This is a genomic window from Streptomyces sp. S3(2020) (genome assembly GCF_013044505.1).
Taxonomy (GTDB): Bacteria; Actinomycetota; Actinomycetes; order Streptomycetales; family Streptomycetaceae; genus Streptomyces.
In genome coordinates this window covers 16,410-28,790 of sequence record NZ_JABERD010000031.1, presented here as the reverse complement: position 1 = coordinate 28,790, position 12,381 = coordinate 16,410, and the positions used below count along the sequence as shown (strand labels likewise).

The 12,381-nt window shown below is 71.2% G+C and carries 10 protein-coding genes; 8 read left to right on the top strand and 2 right to left on the bottom strand.

Translation table 11 applies throughout. The features are described from left to right. The first annotated feature begins 215 nt into the window (after positions 1-215). The 5 genes from HLK59_RS13205 to HLK59_RS13185 all read left to right on the top strand — a co-directional run bounded on the left by HLK59_RS13205 (position 216) and on the right by HLK59_RS13185 (position 6,448). On the top strand, positions 216-1,490 hold the full coding sequence (locus tag HLK59_RS13205) for a VCBS repeat-containing protein (RefSeq protein ID WP_171141604.1): 1,275 nt from the start codon (positions 216-218) through the stop codon (positions 1,488-1,490). After that, entirely contained in the window at positions 1,450-1,908 is a 459-nt protein-coding gene (locus HLK59_RS13200; protein WP_171141571.1) for a hypothetical protein, read from the top strand. The genes HLK59_RS13205 and HLK59_RS13200 overlap by 41 nt, the downstream gene beginning before the upstream one ends. Before the next feature lie 205 nt (positions 1,909-2,113). Further along, a complete protein-coding gene (locus HLK59_RS13195) occupies positions 2,114-3,598 on the top strand; it encodes an integrin alpha (protein ID WP_171141570.1) in 1,485 nt (494 codons plus the stop codon). 30 nt (positions 3,599-3,628) lie between these two features. Next, on the top strand, positions 3,629-5,074 hold the full coding sequence (locus tag HLK59_RS13190; RefSeq protein ID WP_171141569.1) for an FG-GAP repeat protein: 1,446 nt from the start codon (positions 3,629-3,631) through the stop codon (positions 5,072-5,074). 18 nt (positions 5,075-5,092) lie between these two features. Then, entirely contained in the window at positions 5,093-6,448 is a 1,356-nt protein-coding gene (locus HLK59_RS13185) for an FG-GAP-like repeat-containing protein (protein ID WP_171141568.1), read from the top strand. Positions 6,449-6,490: 42 nt separating this feature from the next. Here the strand turns inward: HLK59_RS13185 and HLK59_RS13180 are convergent, their stop codons facing one another. Beyond that, positions 6,491-7,693, bottom strand: coding sequence for an IS110 family transposase (locus HLK59_RS13180; protein ID WP_171141567.1), 1,203 nt, complete (start codon positions 7,691-7,693; stop codon positions 6,491-6,493). 208 nt (positions 7,694-7,901) lie between these two features. Here HLK59_RS13180 and HLK59_RS13175 point away from each other — a divergent pair, with 208 nt between their 5' ends. Genes HLK59_RS13175 through HLK59_RS13165 form a run of 3 tightly spaced genes read left to right on the top strand, consistent with a single transcriptional unit; the run spans position 7,902 to position 11,781 of the window. Further along, complete coding sequence (locus HLK59_RS13175) at positions 7,902-9,353, top strand: FG-GAP and VCBS repeat-containing protein (RefSeq protein ID WP_171141566.1); 1,452 nt, start codon at positions 7,902-7,904, stop codon at positions 9,351-9,353. Between the two features lie 3 nt (positions 9,354-9,356). After that, the gene (locus tag HLK59_RS13170; RefSeq protein WP_171141565.1) at positions 9,357-10,778 is read left to right on the top strand and encodes an FG-GAP repeat protein; all 1,422 of its coding nucleotides are present in this window, start codon (positions 9,357-9,359) and stop codon (positions 10,776-10,778) included. Between the two features lie 43 nt (positions 10,779-10,821). After that, a complete protein-coding gene (locus tag HLK59_RS13165) occupies positions 10,822-11,781 on the top strand; it encodes a Yip1 family protein (RefSeq protein ID WP_171141564.1) in 960 nt (319 codons plus the stop codon). 42 nt (positions 11,782-11,823) lie between these two features. Here the strand turns inward: HLK59_RS13165 and HLK59_RS13160 are convergent, their stop codons facing one another. Next, on the bottom strand, positions 11,824-12,264 hold the full coding sequence (locus tag HLK59_RS13160; RefSeq protein WP_171141563.1) for a hypothetical protein: 441 nt from the start codon (positions 12,262-12,264) through the stop codon (positions 11,824-11,826). Between the last annotated feature and the right edge of the window lie 117 nt (positions 12,265-12,381).

Sequence of the window (12,381 nt, the reverse complement as noted above, 5' to 3'; positions counted from 1 at the left end):
AGCGGCGCTGAAGGGCGGGCGGGCGGTACCTCCCGACGAACAGCAGCCAGGCCGGGACCCGCCAGGGCCCCTCACGAAGGCACGGTCGCGGCGCTCCCCCGGTCCACCGGCCGCAAACCCCGGCTGAACTCCCCCTTAACCCCGGGCTCGAACGCGTGCATCATTGCCGGGGTTCGTTGTCGATGATGCTGACGAGGTGTGCGGTGCGTGTGCGAATGGCCGGAGCCGGTACGGCGGTGCTCTGTGGCGCTCTCCTGCTCGTCTCCTGCGGACCCACCCAGCACACCGGGAGCGCCGACCGCAGCACGCCGCCCGTGCGTGCCGCGAACGCTCCGGCGAAGCTGCCCGTCCCGCGCGGCAAGGGCAGCGAGGTCGCCGACGACTTCAACGGCGACGGCCACCGGGACCTCGTACTCGACGACCTGGTCAAGGCGCAGGCGCACGCGGACGACGCCGGCATCGGGATCGTGTACGGGAGTGCGCGCGGGCTGACTCCGGGCGCGAGACAGCTGCTGAGTCCGGCGAAGCAGGCCGTCGCCACCAAGGGACAGCTGCCCGCCGTGTTCGAGGCGGAGGCCACCTGTGACCTCGACGGGGACGGCTTCACGGACCTCGTCGTGTCGACCGATCCGCCCTACGACGGGCAGGGGCAGCCGCCGGTCCCCCTCCAGATCCTCTTCGGCTCCCCGTCAGGACTGACCGGCAAGGCGGTCAAGCTCGTCGTCCCGGCACGCGCCCGGGCCGGCAACGACTGGCCGGACCAGCCGGTGTGCGGGGACTTCGACGGGGACGACGCCCAGGATCTCGTCCTGCACGCCTCCGGGTCCCGACTCACCTATCTGCGCGGCCCGTTCACCAGGAAGGGCGCCCCGAAGGAGGCCGCCGCCCCCGTCCCCGCACCCGGCGAGCTCCCCACGGGCCCGGCCACCGACGTGAACCGTGACGGATACGACGACCTGGTCGTCCGTACGGCGGACGGCACCGCCACCTCCGCCCTCGTCCTCGGCGGCCCCACCGGACCGGACCGCACCGGCACCCTGCTGCCGGCCGGCATCGACGTCGCCCTCGGCCGCTTCGGCAAGGGCAAGGCCCTGGACGCGGCGATCGGCGCGATGGGCGGCACCGCCCTGCGCTACGACCTGCCCACCGCCGGCCGCGCCACCCTCGCCTCCCCCGGCTCCATGCTCGACGCGGCCGACTTCGACGGCGACGGGCTGAGCGAACTCGTCTCCAGCGGGTCGCGGATCAAGGTGTTCCGGGGCCGTACGGCCGGACTGTCGGCGTCGGGCATGGTCACCGTCGAGCCGGGGGCCGTGGGCACCAGCCGGGTCATCGCCGTGGGCGACTTCGACGGGGACGGGCGGGCGGACCTCGCGGTGCGGACGTACCGGGGCGAGACCAAGGACACCGTCGCGGTCTTCCCCGGCGCGAAGAAGGGGCTCGTGAGCAGTGAGCCGGCCGTCACCTTCTCCACCTCGGAGTTCCTGTAAGCCGGCGGGAAACCCCGGGAGTTCACCGGACTCCCGCACAACCCACCGGCCCCGCCGGGGGTCCCCTGATCGCCGTACCCGTGACACCCATGCGATTCCGCCGCATCGAGGTCACGCGCCCTGTGCGACCGCCTTCCTCCTGGAGCCCCTGACCGCGAAGCACCCGCTGCGCGCCACCACCGCCCTCGCCGCACTGACCGTCGCGGGCCTCACCGGTCAGGTCGCCGTCGTCCACGGCTCGGCGAGCGGTCCGGACCCGGCGAAGCGGAAGGTCATCAGCCAGAACACCCCGGGTGTACCGGGATCGGCGGAGGCCTACGCCAAGTTCGGCGCGACCCTCCTCGCCTCCGACGTCCCCGGCGACGGCCGCGCGGACCTCACCGCGATCGTCGCCCAGGAGAACGACCTGGCGGGCTGACCGGCCCCCTTTCACAGGGGACACAAGTTCACAGGGGGCACAAGAATTTACCGAACACACGTACAACCCTTACGGATCTCCAGAGGTCTCCTGTGCGCCGACCGACCTGTGTAGCCGAGGAGAACTCCCGGCGAACACGGTCGGTCCGCCCCCATCGACTGTGGACGCCCCGCCAGGCGTCCCCGCATGCCGCAGGAGAACCCGCATGCACCAGCACCACCTGCGACTCGCCCTCGCGACGGCCACCGCTGCCGCGCTGACGGGCGGTCTGCTGACTTTCTCGGCCGCGACGGCGACCGCCGCGGACTCCACGGTCGTACCGAAGGCCGACTTCAACGGTGACGGCATCGGCGACGTGGCCTTCTCGGCCGAAGGTGCGTACGTGAACGGCAAGAAGGGCGCCGGCCAGCTCATCGTGCTGTACGGCACCGGCACCGGGGTGTCGTCCGCGAAGCGCTCCGTGATCAGCCAGAACACGGCCGGCGTTCCGGGCAGCGCCGAGACGGAGGACCTCTTCGGCGGCGATTCCGCGTACGGCGACTTCAACGACGACGGCTACGACGACCTCGCCGTCTCCGCCCCCTGGGAGGACGTCGGCAGCGACACCGACGGCGGCACCCTCGTCGTGCTCTGGGGCTCGGCCAACGGCATCACCGGCAGCGGCGTGACCGTCGCCGACCCGGCCGTCTCCTCACACGACAACTGGGGCAAGTCCCTCGCCGCCGGCGACTTCGACGGCGACGGCAAGGACGACCTCGCGGTGGCCAACACCTCCAGCACGATCTACGTCTACAAGGGCGGCATCAGCGCCTCCGGCACCGCGGTCGGCGGCCGCTCCACCGTCAAGCCCCCGATCAAGTCCGGCGGCACCGCCCGCGGCCCGCTCAACCTCACCGCGGGCGATGTCACCGGCGACGGCCGCACCGACCTGGTGGTCGACGGCTACGAGACCGAGACCGACCACGGCTGGAACACCAACTACCTGGTCCCGGGCACCGCGAGCGGCCTGTCCGCCGCGTCCGCGCAGACCCTCAAGCCCGGCGTCATCACCGCGATCGGCGACATCAACGCCGACGGCTTCGGCGACATCGTCACCGGCATGTACTGGAACAAGACCACCAGCGACGGCGAGACCACGTTCCCGGGCGGCGTCGACGGCGGCAAGGTGTGGATCACCTACGGCTCCGCGAGCGGCGCCGGTTCGGTCACCGGGATCACCCAGAACACCGGCAACGTCCCCGGCACCGCGGAGAAGGACGACTGGTTCGGCTACGAGCTGGACCTCGGCGACATCAACGGCGACGGCTTCCAGGACCTCGTGGTCGGTGTCGCCGGCGAGAGCATCGGCAGCGCCGCCGACACCGGCATGGTCACCGTCCTGTACGGCTCGGCCGCCGGCCTGAACACCGCCTCCGGCATCCAGTCCTTCGCCCAGTCCACCGCGGGCGTGCCCGGCGAGGACGAGCCGAACGACCGGCTCGGCCTCGACGTCAAGCTCGACGACGTCACCGGCGACGGCCGCGCCGACCTGATCGCGGGCTCGTACGAGAACGACGGCAACGGCGCGGTCCTCTACCTGCCCTCCAACGGCACGAAGATCACCACGACCGGCGCCCGCACGGTCTCCCCGAGTACCTCCGGCGTCCTGACGACGGGCACCCCGGCCTTCAGCGCCAACTTCGCCGACTGAGCCGACGTACCCCCAAAACGGAAGAACCCCATGCGACTTCTGCGCATCGCCACCGCCGTGGCGCTCACCGGCGGCCTGCTCACGCTCGCGGCCCCGGCCGCGACGTCCGCGACGGCCGCCTCGCCGAAGCGGTACACCGCGGACTTCAACGGCGACGGCTACGGCGACGTCGCGTTCGCCGCGCCCTACGCGAAGGTCGGCGGCAAGGGCATGGCCGGCTATGTCGCCGTCCTCTACGGCACCAAGAACGGCCTCGACCCCGCCAAGCGCACCGTCCTCAGCCAGAACACCACGGGCGTGCCCGGCACCGCCGAGGCCGAGGACGGCTTCGGCGAGGCCCTCGCGATCGCCGACCTCGACAAGGACGGCTACACCGACCTCGCCGTCGGCGCCCCTGGCGAGGACGTCGGCACGGACGTCGACGGCGGCTCCGTCACCGTGCTGTGGGGCTCCGCGAGCGGCGTCAAGGGCGGCACCGCGGTCAAGGACCCGGCGGTCTCCTCCCACGACGGCTGGGGCCGGCTCCTCACCACAGGGGACTTCGACGGCGACGCCAGGGCCGACCTCGCCGTCGGCACGGGCGGCACCAGGTCGTATGTGATCCGCGGCGGCTTCACCAGGTCCGGCACCACCGGCACGGTGAAGAAGATCGGCCTGCCTCAGACGGCGTACTCCGTCGACGCCATGAAGGCCGGTGACACCAACGGCGACAAGAAGTCCGACCTGGTCCTCACCTACCGCACCCACGACACCTCGCACGCCTCGGGCAGTTGGTCCAGGGGCGTCGCCTACCTCGGCGCCGCCGCCGGCCCCGACACCACCTCGCCGCGCCCCCTGAACGGCGGCACGTCGATCGCGCTCGGTGACATCGACGGCGACGGCTACGACGAGATCGCCCTCGGCAACGTCTTCACCGAGGAGGACGACCAGTCCGGCAGCCGCGGCGGCAAGGTCGTCGTCATCGGCGGCTCGGCGGGCGGACCCGTCAACGGGGACGCCCCGCTGGCCGAACTCACCCAGGACACCGAGGGAGTTCCCGGCACGGAGAAGGCGGGCGACGGCTTCGGCGCCGCGGTCTCCCTCGGCGACTTCAACGCCGACGGCTACGACGACCTCGCGATCGGCGTCCCCTTCAAGGACACCAGCAGCGAGATCCAGGACTCCGGCTCCTCCGTGGTCCTGCCCGGCCCGCTCCTCTCCGGCGGCCGCGAGCTCTCCCAGGGCACCTACGCCGTTCCCGGTGTCCCGGAGTCCACCGACTACTTCGGCTCGGACGTCCTGCTCTCGGACGTCGACGGAGACGGCCGCGCCGACTACACGGTGGCCGCCGGCTTCGAGAACGAGGGCACCGGCGCCGTCTGGTCGTTCCGCGGCACGACGAGCGGCATCACCACCGCCGGCGTCCGTTCCCTCGGCCCCGGTTCCCTCGGCATGTCCAGCGGGTACGGCGCGTTCGGCGCCGGCCTCATCGGCTGACCCACAGGAGCGATACCCATGCGCAGAAGCACCGCAGCCGCCCTGACCGTCACCCTCGTGGCAACGGGCCTCACCCCGCTGTTCCTCGCCGCCCCCGCGTCGGCGGCGGTCGCCAAGCACTACGACGACTTCAACGGCGACGGCTACCGGGACCTGGCGTACCGCCACTTCTACTCCGGCATCTCCGGCGCGGACGGCTGGAAGGGCGGCGCCGTCAACATCGTCTACGGCAGCGCGAGCGGCCTCGACACCACCCGCACCCAGGTCGTCCACCAGGACAGCCCCGGCATCCCCGGCACCGGCGAGGACGACGACCAGTTCGGCGAGTCGATCAGCAGCGCCGACCTCAACAAGGACGGCTACGCGGACCTGGTCGTCGGCAACCCCATGGAGAAGGTCGGCAACGCGGCCTACCGCGGCACGGTCACCATCGTCTGGGGTTCCAGGTCCGGCCTGTCCGGCGGCACCAGCGTCGCCCCGAAGTCCGGGGCGGGGAGCTACTTCGGCCGCGCCCTCGCCACCGGCGACTTCAACGGCGACGGCTCGCCGGACCTCGCCCTGATCGGCGGCGAGGAGACCTGGCTGTACCGCGGCGGCTTCACCAAGGCCGGCGGCACGGGCAGCGTCAGCAAGATCGACAAGGCGGGCCAGGGCTGGTACTCCACCGGCCTCGCGGCCGGCAAGGTCAACGGCGACGGCAGGACCGACCTGGTCGTCCTCGGCACGCAGTTCGTCGACAACAAGCCCGCCCACCGCATCTGGTACCTCAAGGGCGCCTCGTCCGGCCTGACTTCGGGCGCCTCCAAGACGTACGCCAGTGAGCCGTGGAGCGCCGCGATCGGCGACTTCGACAAGAACGGCTACGGCGACATCGCCGTCGGCCTGCCCGACAACAACGACGGCAAGGGCATCGTCAGCGTCTGGCGCGGCACGTCCTCGGGGCCGAGCGGCTCGATGACGTACAACCAGGCCTCCTCCGGTGTCTCCGGCACCCCCGAGGCGGGCGACAACTTCGGCTACTCCGTCTCGGCCGGCGACACCAACGGCGACGGGTACGCGGACCTCGCGGTCGGCGTGCCGCAGGAGGACGTGGCCGGCAAGGAGGACCAGGGCGGTGTCACCGTCTTCCGCGGCGGCTCCGACGGTCTGACCGGCAGCCGCTCCACCTGGATCCCGCAGACGGTGCTCGGCCCGGCCGACTCCTACGTCTCCTTCGGCTCCCCGGTCCGCCTGCGCGACCTCGACCGCGACGGCAAGGCCGACCTGACGGTGGGCGCGAACGGCGACGCCCTGCTCATGCGCGGCACGAGCACCACACCGACCGCGACAGGCTCCGTCCACCTGCCGGAATACGGCGGCGGCTTCCTCAACTGACCTTTCCCTTCCCGCTCTTCCAGGAGAATCTCAATGACCGTGTCAAGCCGTCTGCGTGACTGGCGGGGTGGAGGTGAACAGTCTGTTGTCACGCAGCATCGCCCAGAGGACATTGATACGGCGGCGGGCCAGCGACAGCACTGCCTGGGTGTGCAGCAGCCCCTCGGCGCGCTTCTTGAGGTAGTAGTCACGCGATGGGCCTGGCCGCATCATGGCGGTCTGCGCGGACATGTAGAACAGCCAGCGCAGACGCCGGTTGTAGCGCTTGGGCCGGTGCAGGTTGCCGGTACGACGGCCGGAGTCCCGCGGCACTGGGGCAAGGCCGGCTGCTGCTGCGAGACGGTCGGGGTTCGTGTAGCTGCTCATGTCGCCGACGGCGGCGATGAACTCGGCTCCCAAGATGGGGCCCATGCCGGGCAGGGACTCGAGGATCTCCGCGCGGTCGTCCAGGCGGAAGGTCTCGCGGATCTCCCGGTCGTTGTCCTTGATCCGCTCGTCCAGGGCAAGGATCTGGTGGGCGATGTCGCAGACCAGCTTGGCCGTCCGCTTCTCCCCGGGCAGCGCGGTGTGCTGGGCCTGGGCCGCCCCAACGGCCGTGGCGGCGACAGTGGCAGCATTGCGGATCTTGCGCCGCTCCAGCCAGGTGGTCAGCCGCTTGACACCGATGCGACGGATCGCGGCCGGCGTCTGGTACTCGGTCAGCAGGACCAGACCGCCTCTGGCTGCCGAGTAGTCGAAGGCACGTTCCAGGGCCGGGCTGATCCCCATGAGCCGGTCACGCAGCCGGTTGATGAGCCGGACACGGTCGGCTATCAGATCGGCCCGGTGGGCGGTCAGCAGCTGGAGCGTGGTGACCAGATCGTCCTCGGTGCGGACCGGTGCCAGATCGCGGCGCATCCGGACGGTGTCCGCGATGACCAGTGCGTCTTTGGCATCGGTCTTCCCCTCGCCGCGGTAAGCGGCGGACATCCGGTGCACCGTGCGGCCGGGGATGTAGAACACCTGCTGAGCGTGGGCGACGAGCAGGGCCAGCAGCAGAGCCGAGGACCGGCCGGAGATATCGACGGCCCAGGTCACCGACTCGGCCGACCCGCAGGCCAGCACGATCAGTTCAAGGATGGCTGTCTCGTCGTTGTCGACCTTCCGCGAGAACAGCTTCTCGCCATCGATGCCGACCGCCACCGCCCAGTGGTGGCTCTTGCCGGCGTCGATACCGACCCAGATCCGCTCAGCCGCTGTACTCAACGCGCTGCTCCCTTCCGCCAGACCGTTACTTCATGGCCCGAGGAACACCCCGCCGGCAGGTCCTTAATCAGCGATGCTTCGCAGCTCTCAATCAGCGGCCGGAGCGTCCCGGAGGACCGGGTGGCCATTCTCCTGGAGCCATCGAGGGCACTCACCCGATCAGCCACGCCCGGTCCTCCCGGACCGGCACTAATTCTTAAGGAACCCGATGCGTCACCTCAGAACCGCCCTCGCGACCGCCGTCGCGGCCACGCTCACCGGCGGTCTGCTCACCCTCTCGGCCGCGACGACCGCGAGCGCCGCCCCCTCCGGTCTGGACGGCGACTTCAACGGCGACGGCTACCGCGACGCCGTGATCGCCGCTCCGATCGCCAAGGTCTCCGGCAAGACCGGCGCGGGCTACATCGCCGTCGTCTACGGCACCAAGAGCGGCCTGGACACCACCAAGCGCCAGATCATCAGCCAGGCCACGGCCGGGATCCCCGGCACCCCGGAGAGCAGCGAGTACTTCGGCGACCGTCTCACCACCGGCGACCTGGACGGCGACGGCTACACGGACATCGTGGTCGGCGTGCACGGCGAACAGATCGGCTCGACCGACGACTCGGGCGCCCTGACCGTGCTCTGGGGCGGCGCGACCGGCATCAAGTCCGGCACCGACATCTCCGCCCCGCTCCCGGAGAACCGCAACGAGCTGGGCTGGTCCGTCGCCACCGGCGACTTCGACGGCGACGGTGACACCGACCTGGCCGCGGTCAACCTGGCGTTCCCGGAGCTGAACATCTTCCACGGCCCCGTCTCCCGTACCGGCAAGGCCGCTTCCCTCACGGCGATCGACACGTACGACCAGACGGGCATCAACTCCGACCGGCTCGTCGCGGGCGAGGTCAACGGAGACGGCCGCACCGACCTGCTGGTCATGGGCCAGGAGGAGACCAGCTCGGGCGACTACCGCACCCGCAGCGTCCTCTACACGGGCAACGCCACCACCACCCTCAAGGCCGGCAAGGAGCTCGCGGGCGGCTACGCCGGCGTCATCGCCGACGTGAACAAGGACGGCTACGGCGACATCGTCACCGGCAACTTCATGGAGAAGGACGCCTCCGAGCCGAACGGCGGCCTCGGCGGCGCGGTGACGGTGACCTACGGCGCGTCCACGGGCCTGTCCACCCGCACCCCGGCGAAGTTCACCCAGGACTCCGCGAGCGTCCCCGGCACGGCCGAGAAGTTCGACTTCTTCGGCTGGAGCCTGTCGGCGGGCGACGTCAACGGCGACGGCTACACCGACATCGCGGTCGGCTCCGAGCAGGAGACCATCGGCTCGGCGAAGCACGCGGGCACCGTCACGATCCTGCGCGGCTCGGCCTCCGGCCTGACCGGCACCGGATCGAAGTCCTACTCGCAGAACACGGCGAACGTCCCCGGCACGGCGGAGTCGTACGACCACTTCGGCTACGCGGTCCACCTCACGGACATCGACAACAACGGCCGCACGGAACTGGTCACCTCCGCCTCCGGCGAGAACAGCGGTGACGGCGCCGTCTGGTTCCTCAAGTCCACCACCTCCGGCATCACCGCCACCGGCTCGAAGTCCTTCAGCGGCCCGACCCTGGGCGGTCCCGCGGGCGACTCGTACTTCGGCGACGTCCTGGAAGGCTGACCCATGCGCGTCCGTACGACGGCGCTCGCGGCCCTGCTGGCCGCGGGCCTCACCCCGCTGACCCTGTCCGCACCGGCCGCGGCGGCCCCCTCGGGCCTGCCCGGCGACTTCAACGGCGACGGCTACCGGGACCTGGCCGTCTCGGCGGGACTGGCCACCATCGGCTCCGCCGAGTACACCGGCGCCGTGGTCATCACCTACGGCTCCGCCACGGGGCCGAAGGCGGCCGACTCCAAGGTGATCTCGCAGAGTTCGAGCGGCGTCCCCGGTACCTCGGAGACCGGCGACGGCTTCGGCTCGGCCACGGCCACCGGCGACTTCAACAGCGACGGCTACGCGGACCTCGCCGTCGGCACCCCGAACGAGGGCACGAGCGCGGGCCTCCTCTCCGGCTCCGTCACCGTCCTGTGGGGCTCCAAGTCGGGCCTGTCCGGCGGCACCGTGCTCGCCGCCCCCACCGCGGACAAGCCCAAGTACTTCGGCGAGCACCTGGCCGCGGGCGACTTCGACGGTGACGGCCGCGACGACCTGGCCGTGGGCTCGGGCAACTACAACGGCATCTCGATCTACCGCGGTGGCACCGGCAAGGGCAGCACCCTGTCCGGCCGCACCGGCTTCGCCTCGGGCGGCCTGGTCCCGTTCGCGGGCATCCTCACCCTCGCCGCCGGCGACATCAACGGCGACGGGACCGACGACCTGGTGCTGGGCGGCAGCGGAGTCAACTCGGCGCCGGACAACCGGCAGATGGTGTACCTGTCGCCCGGGGGTTCCGCCAAGAAGTACATCGGGGACGCGGCCCCGGGCTACGCCACCGCGGTCGGTGACATCGACGGCGACGGCTACGACGACATCGTCAGCGGCAACTACTCGCGCGGCGCGGTCGGCGGCAGCGTCACCGTGACGTACGGCTCCGCGACCGGCCCGTCCACCTCCCGCGCCGCCGTCACCATCAGCCAGGACACGGCCGGTGTGCCCGGCACGGGCGAGGAGGGCGACTGGTTCGGCTGGTCGGTGGCGCTCGGTGACATCAACGGCGACGGCCGCGCCGACCTCGCGGTCGGAGCCCGCCACGAGACGATCGGCAGCGTGGAGTACGCCGGTTCGGTCACGATCATCCCGGCCGGCACGAAGGGCCTGTCGCCCGGCACGTCGTACAGCTACCAGCAGGACAGCGCGGGCGTCCCCGGTGCCTCCGAGACGTTCGACCAGTTCGGCACCGCCGTCCAGCTGGCCGACACCAACCGCGACGGCAAGGCCGACCTGTCCGTCGGCGCCCCCGGCGAGAACGCCCGCGACGGCGCCGTGTGGTTCCTCAAGGGCACCTCGACCCGGCTGACGACGAAGGGCGTGGTCAGCTTCGGCGCGGGCACCGTCGGACTGGGCGCACACCCCCAGCCGGAGCTCGGCACCCCGATCACGGGCTGACCCTCACGATGTGTCAGGGACAGCCATGACAACCCCTTAGGGGATGTCACAGCTCGGCAGCAAAGCCGGGCCCGAACCCCCGGGCCCGGCCCGCGGATCTCCAGGACCAGGTACGTTCGAAGGCGTGGCTGGATTCAGGATCGGACGCGGCCGGGACAACGGCGCTCCTCACACGCGACCGCAACAACCTCCGTACGGGCAGCAGGCCCCGCAGGGACCGTCGTACGGCGGCTACCCCGCGCCGCCGCCGGGGCAGCAGCCGTACGGTGCTCCCCGGGCCGGCGGCTATGACGAGCCGGAGTACTTCGGCGACGGCGGATACGGGCAGCAGCCCCAGGGCGGCCACGACCCGTACGCGGCGAACAACCCGGGCCACACCCAGGCCTTCTCGGTCGGCGAGGACCCCTACCAGCAGGGCGGCACCTACCGCGCGGGCTCGGCCGCCCCGTCCGCCCCGGTGGGCCCCCGCCTGCACTGGAAGGACCTCCTGAGGGGCATCATCACGGCCCCCAACCAGACCTTCCTCCAGATGCGCGACTACACGATGTGGGTCCCGGCCCTGATCGTGACGTTCCTCTACGGCCTGCTCGCGGTCTTCGGCTTCGACGGCGCCCGCAAGGACGCCATAAACGCCACCCTGGCCAACGCGGTCCCGATCGTCCTGACGACGGCCGTGGCGATGGTCCTGTCGTCCTTCGTCCTGGGCGTGGTCACCCACACCCTGGCCCGCCAGCTCGGCGGCGACGGCGCCTGGCAGCCCACGGTGGGCCTGTCGATGCTGATCATGTCCCTGACGGACGCCCCCCGTCTGGTCCTCGCCATGTTCTTCGGCGGCGACGCGACCTTCGTCCAGGGCGTCGGCTGGGCGACCTGGGTGGCGGCGGGCGCCCTCCTGACGCTGATGGTCTCCAGGTCCCACGACCTCCCCTGGCCCAAGGCCCTGGGCGCCTCCTCGATCCAGCTGATCGCCCTGCTGTCGATCGTGAAGCTGGGCACGTTCTGACGTAGCACGCGAAGAGGGGCTCCCCGTTGTCGCGGGGAGCCCTCACTCGTCCCCGGCGGCCTCACGGTGCATGCCCGCGCACAGCGCCCAGACGACGAAGAGATTGACGGCGACCAGGGTCAGCGCCCACAGCGGGTAGTACGGCACCCACAGGAAGTTGGCGATCGCCCCGAGCCCCGCCACGAGCACGCCGAAGAAACGCCCCCACAGCGCCCCGCCGAGCACTGCGCACCCCGCGAAGATCATGACCGCGCCCAGAACGAGATGCACCCACCCCCAGCCCGTGAGGCTGAACTCGAACACGTAGTGACGCGTCACGAGGAACAGGTCGTCCTTCGCGACGGCCGCGATCCCCTCGAACAACGCCATCGCCCCACCGAAGATCATCAGTGCCGCGGCGAGAACGGTGGTGCCCGAGGCGGGCGCATGCCACGGACGCGGGGCGGGCCGGTCCGTTCTGGGTGGAACGACATCACTGGCCATGTCGGACTCCTCAGGTCGCAGAGCCGTCCGCCGCCCCGGCCCTCGGAGCGGAACAATCCCTTCCACCCTGTCACGCCACCTCTCCGTCGGCATTCCGAACGCCCACCCTGCTGACGG